General features: G+C 59.7%; 15 protein-coding genes, 1 pseudogene and 1 other annotated feature. Of the genes and pseudogenes, 6 read left to right on the top strand and 10 right to left on the bottom strand.

Going from position 1 to position 17,564, the window contains the following annotated elements; all coding sequences use genetic code 11:
• Positions 1-164: 164 nt before the first annotated feature.
• From ACF8MC_RS02605 to topA, 4 genes are all read right to left on the bottom strand, one after another.
• Positions 165-401, bottom strand: coding sequence for a hypothetical protein (locus ACF8MC_RS02605; RefSeq protein WP_080494909.1), 237 nt, complete (start codon positions 399-401; stop codon positions 165-167).
• Positions 398-934: a DUF2778 domain-containing protein gene (locus ACF8MC_RS02600; RefSeq protein WP_164105004.1), complete on the bottom strand. Its 537-nt coding sequence runs from the start codon at positions 932-934 to the stop codon at positions 398-400. Before ACF8MC_RS02600 ends, ACF8MC_RS02605 begins: the two co-directional genes overlap by 4 nt.
• 180 nt (positions 935-1,114) lie before the next feature.
• On the bottom strand, positions 1,115-2,089 hold the full coding sequence (gene cysB / locus ACF8MC_RS02595) for an HTH-type transcriptional regulator CysB (protein ID WP_033634747.1): 975 nt from the start codon (positions 2,087-2,089) through the stop codon (positions 1,115-1,117).
• Positions 2,090-2,449: 360 nt separating this feature from the next.
• On the bottom strand, positions 2,450-5,047 hold the full coding sequence (gene topA, locus ACF8MC_RS02590; protein ID WP_033647571.1) for a type I DNA topoisomerase: 2,598 nt from the start codon (positions 5,045-5,047) through the stop codon (positions 2,450-2,452).
• Between the two features lie 427 nt (positions 5,048-5,474).
• On the opposite strand from topA, the gene ACF8MC_RS02585 reads away from it, so the two are divergent.
• Entirely contained in the window at positions 5,475-5,726 is a 252-nt protein-coding gene (locus ACF8MC_RS02585; RefSeq protein ID WP_033634749.1) for a YciN family protein, read from the top strand.
• A 51-nt stretch (positions 5,727-5,777) separates the two neighbouring features.
• Here the strand turns inward: ACF8MC_RS02585 and sohB are convergent, their stop codons facing one another.
• Complete coding sequence (gene sohB / locus ACF8MC_RS02580) at positions 5,778-6,824, bottom strand: protease SohB (RefSeq protein ID WP_101426997.1); 1,047 nt, start codon at positions 6,822-6,824, stop codon at positions 5,778-5,780.
• 359 nt (positions 6,825-7,183) lie between these two features.
• Here sohB and ACF8MC_RS02575 point away from each other — a divergent pair, with 359 nt between their 5' ends.
• Both ACF8MC_RS02575 and cobO read left to right on the top strand, forming a co-directional pair.
• The gene (locus ACF8MC_RS02575) at positions 7,184-7,945 is read left to right on the top strand and encodes a YciK family oxidoreductase (protein ID WP_060438590.1); all 762 of its coding nucleotides are present in this window, start codon (positions 7,184-7,186) and stop codon (positions 7,943-7,945) included.
• A gap of 11 nt (positions 7,946-7,956) precedes the next feature.
• Positions 7,957-8,547 (top strand): cob(I)yrinic acid a,c-diamide adenosyltransferase, encoded by a 591-nt coding sequence (gene cobO / locus ACF8MC_RS02570; RefSeq protein ID WP_164097274.1) that lies wholly within the window; start codon positions 7,957-7,959, stop codon positions 8,545-8,547.
• A 37-nt stretch (positions 8,548-8,584) separates the two neighbouring features.
• On the opposite strand, the gene rluB is transcribed toward cobO, so the two are convergent.
• The 5 genes from rluB to ACF8MC_RS02545 all read right to left on the bottom strand — a co-directional run bounded on the left by rluB (position 8,585) and on the right by ACF8MC_RS02545 (position 12,623).
• Complete coding sequence (gene rluB, locus ACF8MC_RS02565; RefSeq protein WP_033647574.1) at positions 8,585-9,490, bottom strand: 23S rRNA pseudouridine(2605) synthase RluB; 906 nt, start codon at positions 9,488-9,490, stop codon at positions 8,585-8,587.
• Between the two features lie 163 nt (positions 9,491-9,653).
• The gene (locus tag ACF8MC_RS02560) at positions 9,654-10,451 is read right to left on the bottom strand and encodes an alpha/beta fold hydrolase (RefSeq protein ID WP_164105005.1); all 798 of its coding nucleotides are present in this window, start codon (positions 10,449-10,451) and stop codon (positions 9,654-9,656) included.
• Between the two features lie 148 nt (positions 10,452-10,599).
• Positions 10,600-10,959 (bottom strand): Rap1a/Tai family immunity protein, encoded by a 360-nt coding sequence (locus tag ACF8MC_RS02555; protein WP_033634755.1) that lies wholly within the window; start codon positions 10,957-10,959, stop codon positions 10,600-10,602.
• A gap of 114 nt (positions 10,960-11,073) precedes the next feature.
• Complete coding sequence (locus ACF8MC_RS02550; RefSeq protein WP_033643268.1) at positions 11,074-11,694, bottom strand: L-threonylcarbamoyladenylate synthase; 621 nt, start codon at positions 11,692-11,694, stop codon at positions 11,074-11,076.
• A 47-nt stretch (positions 11,695-11,741) separates the two neighbouring features.
• On the bottom strand, positions 11,742-12,623 hold the full coding sequence (locus tag ACF8MC_RS02545; protein WP_164105006.1) for a PHP domain-containing protein: 882 nt from the start codon (positions 12,621-12,623) through the stop codon (positions 11,742-11,744).
• 253 nt (positions 12,624-12,876) lie between these two features.
• Positions 12,877-12,980 (top strand) — a sequence feature (Trp leader region).
• Positions 12,981-13,004: 24 nt separating this feature from the next.
• On the opposite strand from ACF8MC_RS02545, the gene ACF8MC_RS02540 reads away from it, so the two are divergent.
• From ACF8MC_RS02540 to trpCF, 3 genes and pseudogenes are all read left to right on the top strand, one after another.
• Entirely contained in the window at positions 13,005-14,567 is a 1,563-nt protein-coding gene (locus tag ACF8MC_RS02540) for an anthranilate synthase component 1 (protein ID WP_164105007.1), read from the top strand.
• A pseudogene (gene trpD / locus ACF8MC_RS02535) lies at positions 14,567-16,163 on the top strand (bifunctional anthranilate synthase glutamate amidotransferase component TrpG/anthranilate phosphoribosyltransferase TrpD). Before ACF8MC_RS02540 ends, trpD begins: the two are co-directional and overlap by 1 nt.
• Positions 16,164-16,166: 3 nt before the next feature.
• Positions 16,167-17,528, top strand: a complete 1,362-nt coding sequence (gene trpCF / locus ACF8MC_RS02530; protein ID WP_080289017.1) for a bifunctional indole-3-glycerol-phosphate synthase TrpC/phosphoribosylanthranilate isomerase TrpF — start codon at positions 16,167-16,169, stop codon at positions 17,526-17,528.
• The last annotated feature ends 36 nt before the right edge of the window (positions 17,529-17,564 follow it).

The following is a 17,564-nucleotide window of genomic DNA, read 5'->3' as shown; positions in this document are numbered from 1 at the left end:
TACCACAAAGATAAGTTAACGTTTTGATAACAACACGATTTGATCACAACGATAGGCGGGAACAATCAGCGCAAAGGAAGTCCGAACGCCGCCAAGGGGTTAGGCTGCGCGCCAACGAAAACGCCGCAGCGAGGCGGCACTTTGGCGAGGAAGATCTCGCGGTTTTAGCTGGGATTACGCACCAGGCGGCGACAGACTATTAGGACAACCGCCGCAATGATGGCAGAGACACCCAATTTAATGGCAATGACAACCGAGTCGAAATTATTCATCCCTATTTCACCATCACCGCTAATTTCTATGTTGTTGGAAACGAAACTGTCGAAAATTCCGTCTGGTAGGTAGCGCAGCAACAAAAGGGTGAGCAACAAGAACAGAACAATCCAGAGACTTTTTTTCATCGTGATACCACGCATTTACTGTAATCAGGCACGCCTTGAACATCTATACGGCCGTACGCCATCAGCCCTCGACCTCCAGGCACTCTCACTTTTCTACGCCTTAGCAGCGCATCCCGAAGGATCTGAAAGTCAGATGCCTGATAGAGAGTAATACATCCCCAAGAAACACCGGTGCCATCTGTGTTGAGTGGATGCAGTCTAAAACTGTTTCGAATGGCGCCATTTACGACGGTGTAGTCACTCATTGTTTCATTGCTGAAGAGACCAAACCATTCAGAATGGCGATTCTTGTAGCGATGATACAGGTCAACCAATTCAGAGCGAATTTGATTTGCAATACTGCCCTTTGGTCTGTCGACGATCCAGTATGTTCCTAGAGGAATGGCGGCTTTATCACGATCCGAACAGTTTGGGTTGTTAATGTAATACTCAATACCCGATAACACGTCGAATGTCCCCACTCCATAGCACCGTAATTTCACTATCTTGCCATCACTTGATAAATCAGCGTAGTTAAGCCTGCATATCTGCATAACGTTGAATTTCCTTATTCAATGATCCGAACGTTTGCACTCTACTCAGACGCTAACGGGTTGAAAAGAGGGCAGCGACTTTTCAGGATGATCCTGAGAAGCAAGAAGGCACGGATTTCCGGGCTAAAAAAACCCGGTTTGGCAGGCGCCTCTCCGGGTTTGATTTGATATCGTCAACGGTTACTTAATCGGCAGCTTGATGTCCTTGAACATCGCCTCGATCTCTTCGTTGGAACGCAGCGCCACCGCGCTGTCGACCACGTCGCGCGTCAGGTGCGGCGCGAAGCGCTGAATGAAGTCGTACATGTAGCTGCGCAGGAAAGTGCTGCGGCGGAAGCCGATTTTAGTGGTGCTGTAGGTGAAGATATCGCTTGCATCCACCGTCACCAGATCCGGATCCTGCACCGGATCCACCGCCATGCTGGCGATCACCCCCACCCCCAATCCCAGACGCACATAGGTTTTGATCACGTCGGCGTCGGTGGCGGTAAAGACGATGCGCGGCGTCAGGCCGGCGCGGTTGAAAGCGGTATCCAGCTCCGAGCGGCCGGTAAAGCCGAAGGTGTAAGTGACGATCGGGTAAGCCGCCAGCTCTTCAATGCTGATGCTGCTTTTGCCCGCCAAAGGATGATCGGGCTTCACCACCACCGCGCGGTTCCAGTGGTAGCACGGCAGCATGATGAGATCGTCGTACAGGTGCAGCGCTTCGGTGGCGATGGCGAAATCGGCGGTGCCTTTGGAGACCGCTTCGGCGATCTGCGTCGGCGAGCCCTGGTGCATGTGCAGCGAGACGCGCGGGTAACGCTCGATAAAGCCCTTGATGACGTTGGGCAAGGCGTAGCGAGCCTGGGTATGCGTGGTGGCGACGTACAGCGAGCCTTTGTCCGGGTAAGTATGTTCACCGGCGACAGCTTTGATGGCATCCACCTTGGACAGCACTTCACGCGCGATGCGAATAATTTCCTGGCCGGCCGGGGTGACCTGGGTCAGGTGTTTGCCGCTGCGGGCGAAGATCTGGATGCCCAGCTCATCTTCGAGCATGCGCACCTGCTTACTGATGCCGGGTTGCGAGGTATAGAGCCCTTCTGCCGTCGAGGAGACATTCAGGTTGTGGTTAACCACTTCCACAATGTAACGAAGCTGCTGCAATTTCATATCTTATACCATCCTAGGTTAAACACTGCGGCTTACCCGCAGCCAGGTATATCGGTGTCGCCCCGGTATGCTGAAACTCACAAGCCATAAACACCGTGTTTTACCCTGATGGTGAAGAAAACGCCGTTGTTAATAAGCTTTAATAATAAAAAAACTTTTTATATAACCACTATACCACGTTGCAGCTTCAAGTATAGATCCGCGTCACACTATGATAACGATTATTTTGCATTGGTATCAACGTGAAACGGCGGTGACGGAGGGGTAAAAACAGCAAAGGATAGATCCGTTTCCCCCTTTTCACCAATAAAAAACCAGCCGCCAGGGCTGGTTTTTCATCTTGCGGGCGGGACATTGGCCTTACTTCTTGCCTTCGACCCACTTGCCGTCCACGTAGAACGCAGACCAACCGGTCGCCTTGCCGTCTTTTTCAGAAGAGACGTACTGCTGTTTGGTTTTACGGCTGAAACGTACCAGCGTTTTATTGCCTTCGGCGTCCGCCACCGGCGCATCGGCCAGATAGCGCAGCTTCTCCGGCAGGCGATCCTTGAAGCGAGCCAGCTCTTCCACCAGCGGCGCGCGGGTCTCGCGCGATTTAGGGAAGGTGTTGGCTGCCAGGAACACGCCGGCAGCGCCGTCACGCAGCACGAAATAGGCGTCGGACTTCTCGCACGGCAGCTCCGGCAACGGCACCGGATCTTCCTTCGGCGGCGCGACGTCGCCGTTACGCAGGATCTTGCGGGTGTTTTTGCAGTTCTCGTTGGTGCAGCCCATGTACTTGCCGAAACGCCCCATTTTCAGGTGCATTTCCGAGCCGCACTTGTCGCACTCCACCACCGGGCCGTCGTAGCCTTTCAGACGGAACTCGCCCTCTTCGATCTCGTAACCGTCGCACGCCGGGTTGTTACCGCAGACGTGCAGCTTGCGCTGGTTGTCGATCAGATAGCTGTCCATCGCCGTACCGCATTTCTTGCAGCGGCGGCGGGCGCGCAGCGCGTTGGTTTCCGCCTCGTCGCCTTCGAGGATGTTGAGCACTTCCGCTTCCGGCACCAGGTTGATGGTGGTTTTGCAGCGCTCCTTCGGCGGCAGCGCGTAGCCGGAACAGCCGAGGAACACGCCGGTGCTGGCAGTACGGATGCCCATCTTGCGGCCGCAGGTCGGGCAGTCGATGCTGGTCATCACCATCTGGTTAGGCCGCATGCCGCCTTCTTCCGGATCCTTCTCCGCCGTTTCCAGCTGTTCGCTGAAGTCGACGAAGAACTCGTCCAGCACCGCTTTCCACTCGGCCTGGTTGTTGGCGACCTCATCGAGACCATCTTCCATGCGTGCGGTGAAGTCATAGTTCATCAGCTCGCGGAAGTTTTCTTCCAGGCGATCGGTGACGATCTCACCCATTTTCTCGGCATAGAAGCGGCGGCTTTCCACCCGCACATAACCGCGATCCTGAATGGTCGAGATGATGGAGGCGTAGGTGGACGGGCGGCCGATGCCGCGTTTTTCCAGCTCTTTCACCAGCGAGGCTTCGCTGTAGCGCGCCGGCGGCTTGGTGAAGTGCTGGCTTGGGATCAGTTTCTGCAGATCCAGTTCGCTGCCGATTTCGACGTATGGCAGGGTGCGATCTTCATCTCCCTTGCGCAGCGCCGGCATCACCTTGGTCCAGCCGTCAAAGCGCAGCGTACGGCCCTTGGCGCGCAGCTGATAATCGCCGGCTTTCACCGTCAGCGTGGTGGAATCGTATTGCGCCGGCGTCATCTGGCAGGCAACGAACTGGCGCCAGATCAGCTGATACAGCTTCTGCGCGTCCGCTTCCATGTCTTTCAACTGCTCGGCGAGCACGTTCACGTCCGAAGGACGGATCGCTTCGTGCGCTTCCTGCGAATTCTCTTTGCTGCTGTACTGATTCGGCGCCTTCGGCAGGTATTTGTCGCCGAAGTTGTCGCCGATGTAGCCACGCACCATGTTGAGCGCATCCTGGCTCAGGTTGGTGGAATCGGTACGCATATAGGTGATGTGGCCGGCTTCATACAGCCGTTGCGCCATCATCATGGTTTTTTTCACGCCGAAGCTCAGGCGGGTACTGGCGGCCTGCTGCAGCGTGGAGGTAATGAAAGGCGCGCCCGGTTTGCTGCTGGTCGGTTTGTCTTCGCGATCCAGCACCGTGTAGCGGGCTTTTTCCAGCAGCTTGACCGCGGCGTGAGTCTGCTCGCGGTTGACCGGTTTGAACGGTTTGTCGTGCGCGTGGGTCACTTCCATCTGCAGCGCGGTTTCACCCTTCGCCAGCAGATCGGCATGCAGCTCCCAGTACTCTTCCGGCACGAAGGCCTTGATGTCGCGCTCGCGCTCAACCACCAGGCGCACCGCCACCGACTGCACGCGGCCGGCGGACAGGCCGCGGGCGATTTTCTTCCACAGCAGCGGCGAGACCATATAGCCCACCACGCGGTCCATGAACCGGCGCGCCTGCTGCGCGTTGACGCGGTCAATGTTCAGCTCGCCCGGCTGTTTGAACGCCTGCTGGATCGCGTTTTTGGTGATTTCGTTAAACACCACGCGGCTAAAGCGTTTGTCATCCCCACCGATCACTTCCCGCAGGTGCCAGGCGATGGCTTCCCCTTCGCGGTCAAGGTCGGTTGCGAGATAAATGTGGTCGGCGTTTTCCGCCAGCGATTTTAACTCGGCGACCACTTTTTCTTTACCCGGCAGGATTTCATAATGCGCTTTCCAGCCGTGATAAGGGTCGACGCCCATGCGATTTACCAGCGCCGCCTTCTCATCTTTTTTAACTTTTTTCTTGGCTTTGTCTTCGGTTGAGTCAGCGCTCTTTTTGCTGGCTGAGCCACTGGTCGGCAAATCACGGATATGACCGACGCTGGACTTCACCACGTAGTCACTTCCTAAATATTTATTAATAGTTTTGGCTTTTGCCGGGGACTCAACTATTACGAGAGCTTTACCCATATTTACCTTTACCTAATTTATTTCTTCTAAAAAGAAGTCTTTTATCTCGCCGTGCCGCGGCAATTCGTGTCTCTTTTTTTATATTGCGGCAGTCTGGCAAGAGATCAACAGATTTTTTTCTTTTAGTTGCTCAACCGCTCAACCTGAACGCAAGTTGTTGATCCTGCCTGCTATTCACCCATGCCCCAGAAGTATGGCTGTGTGAGTTTTATTCATGGCGTAAACAAAACCTTCCACCCGACGCCGCAAAATCCCACACTGTACCTGATAAAAAGCGTCACGCAACCTAATTAGCACGGAAAGACCGATTTCGCCAACCGGCGGCCGCGCATGGCCATCCAGACGGCAAATAAACCTTAGTCGGTTTGCGGATAAAAGCGAACCGGCGTTAGAATATGCGCAGAGTTTTTAGTTTGGAGTCTAATAAATGCGCACAAATACTGCCCCTATCGGCCGCGAGGCCCTGCTGGCGGAAGCAAATAACATCATCCGCCAACACGAAGATTATCTGCACGGCATGATCGCCACCGACGTTGAACAAAAAAACGGCGTTTTAGTTTTCCGCGGCGAATACTTTTTGGATGCCGACGGATTGCCCACCGCCAAAACCACCGCGGTATTTAATATGTTTAAACATTTGGCCCATCTGCTTTCGGAAAAATACCACCTGGTCGATTGAGAAAAGAAAACGGGGGCGCCCGGCCCCCGCTGATTCACGCTATCGCCGCCGTTACAGCAGCGGCTTTTCCCCACGCTGCCACCAGCGCAACAGCAAGCGATCGACGCTTTCCGCCGCGCTGCCGGTAAAGCGATCCATCAGGCGTTTGCGGCGCGAATAGCGCACGGCGATCACTTCGTGGTTATCCAGCTCGGCGATCAGCAAGTCATCGCTGGTGCCGATAGCGTCAATCAGGCCCTTCTCTTTCGCCTGTGAACCGAACCAGTGCTCACCGGTGGCGACGCTGTCGATGTCGAGCGACGGGCGCTGCTCATGCACAAAGCGCTTGAACAGCTCGTGGGTTTCGTTCAGATCTTCACGGAACTTATCGCGCCCCTGTTCGGTGTTTTCACCGAACAGCGTCAGCGTGCGTTTGAACTGCCCGGCGGTGTGCAGCTCCACGTCGATGTCGTTCTTCTTCAGCAGGCGGTGGAAGTTCGGGATCTGCGCCACCACGCCGATCGAGCCGATGATGGCGAACGGCGCCGCCACGATGCGATCCGCGACGCAGGCCATCATGTAGCCGCCGCTGGCCGCCACTTTATCCACCGCTACCGTCAGGCGAATGCCGCCTTTACGCAGGCGCTCCAGCTGCGAGGCCGCCAGGCCGTAGCCGTGCACCACTCCGCCAGGGCTTTCCAGCCGCAGCAGGACTTCATCCTGCGCCGACGCCACCGCCAACACCGCCGAGATCTCTTCGCGCAGCGAGGTCACCTCGTGCGCGTCCATGCTGCCCTTGAAATCCAGCACATACAGGCACGGCTTGGCCACCTCGACCGCGCCGGACTTGGCGCGCTGCTTTTTCAGCTTGTCGTCGGCCTTGGTCTGTTTCTTGAACTGTTTCAGCCAAACCTTTTGCTCGGCGGCATCCATGCGCGCCAGGCGCATGTCACGCTGCATCTCGCGATACTGTTCACCGAGATCGGTCAGCTGCAGCTCCCCTTTCTGGCGGCTCTTGCGTTGCCCCAGACTGACAGCCAGTATGGCCAACGCGGCGATGGCGAGCACCACCGTGGCAACCTTGGCCAGAAACAGGCCATAAACAGATATAAACTCCACAGATTCCGCCTTTATTTACAGGTTGTTAGTATGATTCTTCCCATTTTAGCCAACCGCAGCGGCTGCTGTCGCGGCTAAATGAAAATTCATTGCGCACGGAGCATCACTATGGGGACGATTTGCGGCCGAACCAAGCCGTCGCCGCCGCGCTTTTGTTACAAAAGAATGCCATTTCAGCCTGCTACGCATTGAAAATGCCGGCGGATTAAGGCATATAACACCCATTATTCATCAATATGATGAGACGCATTCGCTGCGCGGCCCGTAGACGGTCGAGCCTTCGCTCCCGCCCCGGCCGCGCGTTTCACTCTTGCTCCCCGATATCTGCGGGAGAACGGCCACCCAGGCGAGGATTTATCGTGCATTACCAACCCAAGCAAGATCTGCTCGAACAACGTATCATTCTGGTCACCGGCGCCGGCGACGGCATCGGCCGCGAAGCGGCGCTGACCTACGCGCGCTTCGGTGCCCGGCTGGTGCTGCTGGGGCGTACCGAAAGCAAGCTGCTGGCGGTACAACAAGAGATCGCGGCCCAGGGCGGCGCCCCAGCGTTGGTGGTGACGCTGGACTTGCTGCACGCCACGCCGGAGCAATGCCGGCAGATAGCCGACGATCTGGCGCGCCAGCTCCCCCGCCTTGACGGCGTGCTGCACAACGCCGGCCTGCTCGGCGACATCGCGCCGATGGCCGACCTGTCGATGACCATGTGGCAAGAAGTGATGCAGGTTAACGTCAACGCCACCTTTATGCTGACTCAGGCGCTGCTGCCGCTGCTGCTGAAATCCCACGCGGGTTCGCTGGTGTTCACCAGTTCCAGCGTCGGGCGCACCGGCCGCGCAGACTGGGGCGCCTATGCGGTGTCGAAGTTCGCCACCGAGGGCATGATGCAGGTGTTGGCCGACGAGTATAAAAACCGCAATCTGCGGGTGAACTGCATCAATCCGGGCGGCACCCGCACCAAAATGCGCGCATCTGCCTTCCCACACGAAGACAAGAACAAGCTGAAAACCCCGGCCGATATCATGCCGCTGTATCTGTATCTGATGGGCGAAGACAGCCGCCGCAAAACCGGCATGAGCTTCGACGCCCAGCCGAACCGTAAACCCGGCGCGGCCGAATAAGGAGCGTTTTCATGGCGGAAGATCGTCATCAGCAGCGCCAGCAGCGCCTGAAAGAACAGGTCGATGCGCGCATCGCCGCGGCGCAGGACACGCGTGGCCTGCTGCTGGTGTTTACCGGCAACGGCAAGGGTAAGACCACCGCCGCCTTCGGCACCGTCACCCGGGCGGTCGGCCACGGCATGCGCGCCGGGGTGATCCAGTTCATCAAGGGCGAATGGCCCAATGGCGAAAAGAATCTGCTGCAGCAACACGGCGTTGAATTTCAGGTGATGGCCACCGGCTTCACCTGGGAGACGCAGAACAAAGCCAGCGATACCGCCGCCTGCCAGGCGGTGTGGCAACACGGCAAACGCATGCTGACCGACAGCAGCCTGGATCTGGTGCTGCTGGACGAAGTGACCTACATGCTGACCTACGGCTATCTGGAACTGGAAGAGCTGAAGGCCGCGTTACTGGAGCGCCCTGCGCACCAAACGGTGATCCTGACCGGGCGCGGTTGCCATCGCGATCTGCTGGAACTGGCGGATACGGTCACGGAGATGCGGCCGGTGAAGCACGCGTTTGATGCGGGCGTGAAGGCGCAACAGGGGATCGATTGGTAACAAAAGTTCTGGCCCCGAACGGGGCCAGAATGAGAGATTAGCCGCGTTTGCTCGGCTTGCCCGGTTTACCCGGCTTGCTGCCTGGCGCACTGCGGCGGCCGCTGCCGGCCACCTGCGAATGGCGCTTGACCGCGCGGCGGATCTGGTTAGCCTTCACGCGGCGGCGCTCACGCTCCACCGGCATCTTGCTGACCGTTTCCGGCTTCAATTCCACCAGCTCGCGCAGGTAGTTGATCGCCGGCAGATCCAGCTCGGCCCAGCCGCCGCGCGGCAGGCCTTTCGGCAGATCGATGTCGCCATAACGCACGCGGATCAGGCGGCTCACCTGCACGCCCACCGCTTCCCACAGGCGACGCACTTCACGGTTGCGGCCTTCGGTCAGGGTCACGTTGTACCACTGGTTGAGGCCTTCACCGCCCTGGAAGCTGATGGTGCGGAAGGCAGCCGGGCCGTCTTCCAGCTGCACGCCCTTGCTCAGCTGCTTCACTTTCGCATCGTCGACCTGGCCGAACACGCGTACCGCGTACTCGCGCTCCACTTCACGGCTCGGGTGCATCAGACGGTTGGCCAGTTCGCCATCGGTGGTGAACAGCAGCAGACCGGAGGTGTTGACGTCCAGGCGCCCTACCGCCACCCAGCGCGAACCGCGCAGCTTAGGCAGACGATCGAACACCGTCGGGCGGCCTTCAGGATCGCTGCGGGTACACAGCTCGCCTTCCGGTTTGTAGTAGGCCAGCACCCGGCAGACCACGTCTTCAGACTCTTTGATCGACAGGACATGACCGTCCAGGCGAATTTTCATCGCCGGCGTCACTTCAACGCGATCGCCCAGCTTGGCGACCTTGCCGTCGACGCTGACGCGCCCGGCTTCAATCATGGTTTCGATTTCACGACGCGAGCCATGCCCGGCGCGCGCTAAAACTTTCTGTAACTTTTCGCTCATTGAGCAACCTCTAATGTCGCCTTCACAGGCGTCGGGGGGATAACCGCCGCGGCCAACCGCCACAACGGTAACAATACATTTATCAGGATCGAACCGCGCATTATACAGGCTTTCTAAGGTGTTGAAACCCACTTTATCGGCGGCGACCTCCCTCGGGCAGCGTTTACGGCGCCAAAAAATCCTCCACCGCCCACAGCACCGCGTCGGGCCTTTCCAGAATGCCGAGGTGAGTGCGAGCCTCCCCCAAACGCACCACGGAGAAAAACGGCTGTTCGGCGGCAAATGCCTGCTGGCGCCGCAGATAGTCGTCGCGGCGATCCAGCGAGTAGATGTGGCGGCACGGCGGCGGCACGCTCATTCCCGCCAGACGTTGCAGCGGCGAGCCGAATTGCCGGTAGGCCTGTTCGATGGCCACGCCGGCGGCACGCCAGAGCCGGTAATCTTCTTGCGCCATCTCAACCTCCAGATGGCGTTTGACCCGTTCGTGGCGGATGCCGCCCTGCCAGAAGGCGAACAAGGCGTCGCGCGCCGCCAGCCACTGCTGCGGCTGCTGCATGCGGCTCACCGCCGTAAAGAACGCCGGTTCCGGCTGCGTCATGATCCAATCGAGAAACACCATGCCCCGCACCCGCTGCGGCAACGCTTCGGCCAACGCCACCGCCAACCAGCTGGCGTGCGCCACCGACAGAGTCACCACGTTGTCCAAACGCAGCGCCGTCAGTAGCTGACGCACATCTTCCAGCAAATCGTCCGCCGCGAGCGACATCTCCGCCGTTTTTGACGACAGGCCGTGGCCGCGCCAGTCGATGCTGATCACCCGATAACGTTCTGCCGCCAGGGCGATGAAGGGATCGAACACGGTTTTCGGCTCGCACCAGCCGGGCAGCAGCACCAGCGTGAGCGGCCCTGAGCCGATATCCTGATAATCGAGAGCGATGTTGGCGCTGTGAAATGTGGTCATATAACCTCCTGCGCGTCTCTCCCCGACCCGTTCGGGGGATGCCGACGATGCTAAGGTGACAGCGCCGCGGAGATTGATCTATTGAAGTTCGTGCGGAAAGTATGAGAGCGCACCTTATGAAAAAATGCGCACTAAATGGAATGCAAATTTAATGGCGCACGCAGGGATAGGCGGCGCTTAACGCCAGCATGATCACCGAAGGCGCAGAGTAATGCAACTGCTCGGGATGCTCGTTCAAATAGCGCATCACCGCATCGGCGGCCGTGCCGATACTCATCCCGGCTTCCGGGCAAATATTGCGGTTGCCCTGCATCGAATAAGTATCGAATACGCCGGCGACGTATCCCATAAACATGCCGCCGTTAAGCGCTTCGGCCACGGTGGCCTCACCGTTTTTATTTTTTACGTAACCGCCGGATTCCGCCAGCAAGGAACTGCCCGAATAAAAACCCGCATTTGCCATCGAGGAAAATAATAAGGCCGCTAAAAAAGAAACCCGTTTAATCATTGGTGCGCATCCTGCCCATTATCAATTCTGAAGTAGCAAGAATAGCTGCTTTCACCCGAAATAGCGTCGCTTCAGCCGATTTTCAGACAATGGGCAAGTCGGCGACGGTTTACATCAGCGGAAAGGCGCCGCGTCGCCCGCCCCTTCACGCACCACTTCCGGCGAGGATTCGGTCAGATCGATAACCGTAGTCGGCTGTTGACCGAGGAAACCACCGTGGATCACCAGATCGACCACCTTGCCCAGGTGATCGCTGATCTCTTCCGGATCCGATTCGGCAAAATCATTGCCCGGCAGCATCAGGGTGGTGGACATCATCGGTTCGTTCAGCGCCTCCAGCAGCGCCAGCGCGATCGGGTTCGACGGCACGCGCAGGCCGATGGTTTTACGCTTTTCATTCATCAGGCGGCGCGGCACTTCCTTGGTCGCTTTCAGAATGAAGGTGTAGTTACCCGGCGTATTGTTTTTGATCAGGCGAAACGCCGTATTATCGACGTGCGCATAGGTCGACAACTCGGACAAATCGCGGCACATCAGGGTAAAGTTGTGGTTGCCGTCCAGCTGACGGATGCGGCAAATGCGCTCCATCGCCGCCTTCTCTTCCAGCATGCAACCCAGCGCATAGCCGGAATCGGTGGGATAAACGATCACCCCGCCCTTGCGCAACACCTCGACCGCCTGGTTAATCAAACGCGGCTGCGGGTTGTCCGGGTGAATATAAAAAAGCTGACTCATGACTTGCTCCTAAAATGATGCCCGCGCGCGTTGCCACGCGCGTAAAATCAGACCGCCTCGCCAGGCTGCGGCCAATCGCGCCACACCGGCTCGACGCCGCCCGGCAGCCACAGTTTGCGGCCCAGTTCGATCCACGAACAAGGCTGATGAAAATCAGAGCCTTGCGAGGCCAACAGGCGGTAGTCCTGGGCGTATTTCGCCAATTGCGAGCGCTCATGCGGCGCCTGCTGACACTGCGCCACTTCCATGGCGTCGCCGGCGTGTTCGGCGAAATGCGCCAGCAAACGTTTCAACCACTTCGCGGTCAGATCGTAACGGCCGGGATGCGCCATCACCGCCTGGCCGCCCGATTGATGAATCGCATCAATGGCTTGTTCTATTGTACACCACTGCGGCGGCACGTAGCCGGTTTTGCCCTTGGCCAGGTATTTCTTGAACACCTGCGCCATGTTGTCCGCCACGCCAATCTCCACCAGATAACGGGCGAAATGGCCGCGGGTCACCGCGCCGTCGCCCGCCAGCCGCTGGGCGCCGGCATAGGCGTCGGGAATGCGCGCCTTACCCAGACGCACGCCGATCTCCTGCGCACGCCGATTGCGCCGTTCGGTTTGTTCCGCCAACAGCGCCACCAGCGCCGGGTGCGCGACGTCCATGCCCAATCCAACGATATGGATCTCATGATTTTCCCACAGCGTCGAGATTTCCACCCCGTTGACCAGCCGCAGCGGCAACGCCTGCTCCGCAATGGCGGCGGCGGCCTCGGCCAGGCCTGCGGTGGTGTCGTGATCGGTGATCGCCAGCACGCCCACGCGCATCTCGACCGCCCGCTGCACCAGCTGCGTCGGCGTCAGGTAGCCATCGGAGGCGGTTGTGTGGCTGTGGAGGTCGTACAGAGTAAAGGCGGTGGATGGGGGGTTACTGTCTGTCAAAACGGCTATCCGGCAATGGCTTGGTTTTCTATCATACCCGCGATCGGCGGCCGGACGGAAATCTATTCTGCCCCGGCCGCGGACGCCAGGCGGAATGATGAATAGAATTCACGCTGACCGCTAAAACATTGTGCAAAAAGAGGGTTGACTTTGCCCCCTCGAACCAGTTAACTAGTACACAAGTTCACGGCAATGGCCGTGTCGGATGAGCGTTAACAGAGAGAGTCTGCAAATGAACAATTACATTTCTCTTCACGGTTGGTGGCGTACCTCCCTCTTGCGGGCGGTGTAATCGCGCATAGCTGTCATCTGACAATGCAGATTTCCTGAGCCCGCACCCGATGCGGGCTTTTTTATGGACAGAATTCACTGGAACCACCGATGATGAACACCAAACCACAACTGACATTGCTGAAGGCGCAAGCCAGCTACCGGGGCGATCCCACCACCATTTTCCACCAGCTGTGCGGCGCCCGTCCGGCCACCCTGCTGCTGGAATCGGCGGAAATCAACAGCAAACAGAATCTGCAGAGCCTGCTGGTGATCGACAGCGCGCTGCGCATTACCGCACTGGGCCACACCGTCAGCGTGCAGGCACTGAGCGCCAACGGTGCGGCGCTGCTGCCGCTGCTGGACGAAGCGCTGCCGCCCGAGGTGCGCAATCAGGCGCGCCCCAACGGCCGCGAGCTGAGCTTCCCGGCGATCGACGCGGTGCAGGACGAAGACGCCCGCCTGCGTTCACTGTCGGTGTTCGACGCGCTGCGCACGCTGCTGACCCTGGTGGACTCCCCGGCGGACGAGCGCGAAGCCGTGATGCTGGGCGGCCTGTTCGCCTACGATTTGGTCGCCGGTTTCGAAGACCTGCCGGCGCTGCGCCAGGATCAGCGCTGCCCGGACTTCTGCTTCTATCTGGCGGAAACCCTGCTGGTGCTGGATCACCAACGCGGTACGGCCCGTCTGCAGGCCAGCGTCTTCAGTGAGCAGGCGAGTGAAGCGCAGCGTTTGCAGCAACGCCTGGAACAGCTGCAGGCCGAATTGCAACAAACCCCGCAGCCGATCCCGCACCAAACGCTGGAAAACATGCAGCTGAGCTGTAACCAGAGCGACGAAGAGTACGGCGCGGTGGTCAGCGGGCTGCAGGAAGCGATCCGCCAGGGCGAGATTTTCCAGGTGGTGCCGTCGCGCCGCTTCTCCCTGCCGTGCCCGGCGCCGCTGGCAGCCTACCAGACCTTGAAAGACAACAACCCCAGCCCGTACATGTTCTTCATGCAGGATGATGACTTCACCCTGTTCGGCGCTTCGCCGGAGAGCGCGCTGAAATACGACGCGAGCAATCGCCAAATCGAAATCTACCCGATCGCCGGCACCCGCCCGCGCGGCCGGAGTAAGGACGGTTCGCTGGATCTGGATCTCGACAGCCGCATCGAGCTGGAAATGCGCACCGACCACAAAGAGCTGGCCGAGCACCTGATGCTGGTCGATCTGGCGCGCAACGATCTGGCGCGCATCTGCCAGGCCGGCAGCCGCTACGTCGCCGACCTGACCAAGGTGGACCGCTATTCGTTCGTCATGCACCTGGTTTCCCGGGTAGTGGGCACCCTGCGCGCCGATCTCGACGTGCTGCACGCCTACCAGGCCTGCATGAACATGGGCACCCTGAGCGGCGCGCCGAAAGTGCGGGCGATGCAGTTGATCGCCGCCTCCGAAGGCACACGCCGCGGCAGCTACGGCGGCGCGGTAGGCTACTTCACCGCCACCGGCGATCTGGATACCTGCATAGTCATTCGTTCCGCCTACGTTGAAGACGGCATCGCCACCGTGCAGGCCGGCGCCGGCGTGGTGCTGGATTCCATCCCGCAGGCGGAAGCCGACGAGACCCGCAACAAAGCCCGTGCCGTGCTGCGTGCCATCGCCACTGCGCACCATGCCAAGGAGGTGTTCTGATGGCCGATATTCTGCTGCTCGACAACGTCGATTCCTTTACCTACAACCTGGTCGATCAGCTGCGCGCCAGCGGCCACCAGGTGGTGATTTACCGTAACCAGATCGCCGCCGAGGTGATCATCGAACGCCTGGAGCACATGACCCAGCCGGTGCTGATGCTGTCGCCCGGCCCCGGCACCCCGTCCGAAGCGGGCTGCATGCCGGAACTGCTGCAGCGCCTGCGCGGCCGGCTGCCGATCATCGGCATCTGCCTCGGCCACCAGGCGATCGTCGAAGCCTACGGCGGCCAGGTCGGCCAGGCGGGCGAGATCCTGCACGGCAAGGCCTCGGCGATCGTTCACGATGGCGAAGGTATGTTCGCCGGCATGGCCAACCCGCTGCCGGTAGCGCGCTACCACTCGCTGGTCGGCAGCAATATCCCGGCCGATCTCACCGTCAACGCCCGGTTCGGCGAGATGGTGATGGCGGTGCGCGACGATCATCGCCGCGTGTGCGGCTTCCAGTTCCACCCGGAATCGATTCTGACCACCCACGGCGCGCGCCTGCTTGAGCAGACCCTGGCCTGGGCGCTGGCGAAGTAATATAAGGAACACGACGATGCAACCTATTCTTGAGAAACTGTACCGCGCCGAGTCGATGAGCCAGCAGGAAAGCCAACAGCTGTTCAGCGCCATCGTGCGCGGCGAATTGGAGCCGAGCCAACTGGCGGCGGCGTTGATCAGCATGAAAGTCCGCGGCGAGCGCCCGGAAGAGATCGCCGGCGCCGCCAAAGCGCTGCTGGACGACGCTCAGCCGTTCCCGCGCCCTGACTACCCGTTCGCCGATATCGTCGGCACCGGCGGCGACGGCACCAACAGCATCAATATTTCCACCGCCAGCGCCTTCGTGGCGGCGGCGTGCGGCGCGAAGATCGCCAAACACGGCAACCGCAGCGTCTCCAGCCGCTCCGGCTCTTCGGATCTGCTGGCGGCGTTCGGCATCCGCCTGGATCTGCCGGCGGAAGAAGCGCGCAAGGCACTGGACGATCTCGGCGTGTGTTTCCTGTTCGCGCCGCAGTACCACACCGGTTTTCGTCACGCCATGCCGGTACGCCAGCAGCTGAAAACCCGCACGCTGTTCAACGTGCTGGGCCCGCTGATCAACCCGGCGCGTCCGCCACTGGCGCTGATCGGCGTTTACAGCCCGGAACTGGTGCTGCCGATCGCCGAAACCCTGCGCGTGCTGGGCTATCAGCGTGCGGCGGTGGTTCACGGCGGCGGCATGGACGAGGTGGCGATCCACGCCCCGACGCACGTGGCGGAATTGAACAACGGCGAAATCAGCAGCTACCAGCTCACGCCGCAGTCCTTCGGATTGGAAACCTATCCGCTGGAAGCCTTGCTGGGCGGCACGCCGGAAGAAAACCGTGACATTTTGGCGCGGCTGTTACAAGGTAAAGGCGAGCCGGCGCACGCCGCGGCGGTCGCGGCCAACGTCGCGTTGCTTCTGAAGTTATTCGGACATGAAGACCTCCGCCAAAATGCGCGGCAGGCACTGGATATGATCAACAGCGGGCAGGCCTATGAGCGTGTCATCGCACTGGCGGCAAGAGGATAAATGATGCAGGAAACCGTGCTACACAAGATTGTCCGCGACAAAGCGCAATGGATCGCGGCGCGACAACAGCAACAGCCCCTGGCCGGCTTTCAGAACGACATCGTACCGAGCGAACGCAGCTTCTATCACGCGCTGCAGGGCACCCGGACGGCTTTCATTCTCGAATGCAAGAAGGCCTCGCCTTCCAAGGGACTGATTCGCGAGAACTTTGATCCGGTGGAGATCGCCACGGTGTATAAAGATTTCGCCTCGGCGATCTCGGTGCTGACCGACGAGAAATACTTCCAGGGCAGCTTCGATTTCCTGCCGCTGGTCAGTAAAACCGTCAGCCAGCCGGTGTTGTGCAAAGACTTTATCATCGATCCGTATCAGATTTACCTGGCGCGCTACTATCAGGCCGACGCCATCCTGCTGATGCTGTCGGTGTTGACCGACGAGCAGTACCGCCAACTGGCGGCGGTGGCCCACAGCCTGAACATGGGCGTGCTGACCGAAGTGATCAGTGAAGAAGAGCTGCAGCGCGCGATCGCGCTGGAAGCGCGCGTGGTCGGCATCAACAACCGCGATCTGCGCGATCTGAGCATCGATCTGAACCGCACCCGTCAGCTGGCGCCGCGCGTGCCGCACGGCGTGACGGTGATCAGCGAATCGGGCATCAACAACTACGGGCAGATCCGCGAGCTGAGCCATTACGCCAACGGTTTCCTGATCGGCAGCGCGCTGATGTCGGAACCCGATCTGCGCGCCGCCGTGCGCCGCGTGATCCTGGGCGAAAACAAAGTGTGCGGCCTGACCCGTCCGCAGGACGCCGCCGCCGCCTATCAGGCCGGCGCCATCTACGGCGGGCTGATTTTCGTCGGCCGCTCGCCGCGCTATGTGGACATCACCCGCGCTCGCGAAGTGATCTCCGGCGCGCCGCTGAAGTACGTCGGCGTGTTCTGCGACGCCCAGGTCGATACCGTGGCGTTGACCGTTGAGCGCCTCGGTCTGCACGCGGTGCAATTGCACGGCGCAGAAGACCAGGCCTATATCAACGCCCTGCGCGCCCGCTTGCCGGCCGATTGCCGCATCTGGAAAGCGCTGAGCGTGAAAGATCGGGTGCCGGCGCGCGATCTGCAGCATGTCGATCGCTACCTGCTCGACAACGGCGCCGGCGGCACCGGCCAACGCTTCGACTGGTCGGTATTGCAAGGTGAAGATCTGACTAACGTGATGCTGGCGGGCGGCCTGCGCGCCGACAACTGCGTCGAGGCGGCCAAGCTCGGCTGCGCCGGGCTGGACTTCAACTCCGGCGTGGAAAGCGAACCGGGCATCAAAGATCCCGCGCGCCTGGCCTCGGTCTTCCAGACCCTGCGCGCCTACTGAATACGGCTCAACATTAATAACGGATAATAACGGGAA

It is taken from the genome of Serratia sp. LACPHL-BACT-2024-00286 (genome assembly GCF_043109535.1).
Lineage (GTDB): Bacteria > Pseudomonadota > Gammaproteobacteria > Enterobacterales > Enterobacteriaceae > Serratia > Serratia sarumanii.
The sequence above is the reverse complement of the archived record's forward strand: the minus strand, read 5'-3'. Positions and strand labels throughout refer to the sequence as shown.

Excerpts from the sequence above, each read along its gene's own strand:
- trpCF (WP_080289017.1), top strand. The coding sequence starts at position 16,167 with ATGCAGGAAACCGTGCTACACAAGATTGTCCGCGACAAAGCGCAATGG.
- ACF8MC_RS02550 (WP_033643268.1), bottom strand. The coding sequence starts at position 11,694 with ATGAGTCAGCTTTTTTATATTCACCCGGACAACCCGCAGCCGCGTTTG.
- topA (WP_033647571.1), bottom strand. The coding sequence starts at position 5,047 with ATGGGTAAAGCTCTCGTAATAGTTGAGTCCCCGGCAAAAGCCAAAACT.
- ACF8MC_RS02605 (WP_080494909.1), bottom strand. The coding sequence starts at position 401 with ATGAAAAAAAGTCTCTGGATTGTTCTGTTCTTGTTGCTCACCCTTTTG.
- ACF8MC_RS02585 (WP_033634749.1), top strand. The coding sequence starts at position 5,475 with ATGCGCACAAATACTGCCCCTATCGGCCGCGAGGCCCTGCTGGCGGAA.
- rluB (WP_033647574.1), bottom strand. The coding sequence starts at position 9,490 with ATGAGCGAAAAGTTACAGAAAGTTTTAGCGCGCGCCGGGCATGGCTCG.
- ACF8MC_RS02560 (WP_164105005.1), bottom strand. The coding sequence starts at position 10,451 with ATGACCACATTTCACAGCGCCAACATCGCTCTCGATTATCAGGATATC.
- ACF8MC_RS02540 (WP_164105007.1), top strand. The coding sequence starts at position 13,005 with ATGATGAACACCAAACCACAACTGACATTGCTGAAGGCGCAAGCCAGC.
- ACF8MC_RS02600 (WP_164105004.1), bottom strand. The coding sequence starts at position 934 with ATGCAGATATGCAGGCTTAACTACGCTGATTTATCAAGTGATGGCAAG.
- cysB (WP_033634747.1), bottom strand. The coding sequence starts at position 2,089 with ATGAAATTGCAGCAGCTTCGTTACATTGTGGAAGTGGTTAACCACAAC.
- ACF8MC_RS02555 (WP_033634755.1), bottom strand. The coding sequence starts at position 10,959 with ATGATTAAACGGGTTTCTTTTTTAGCGGCCTTATTATTTTCCTCGATG.
- cobO (WP_164097274.1), top strand. The coding sequence starts at position 7,957 with ATGGCGGAAGATCGTCATCAGCAGCGCCAGCAGCGCCTGAAAGAACAG.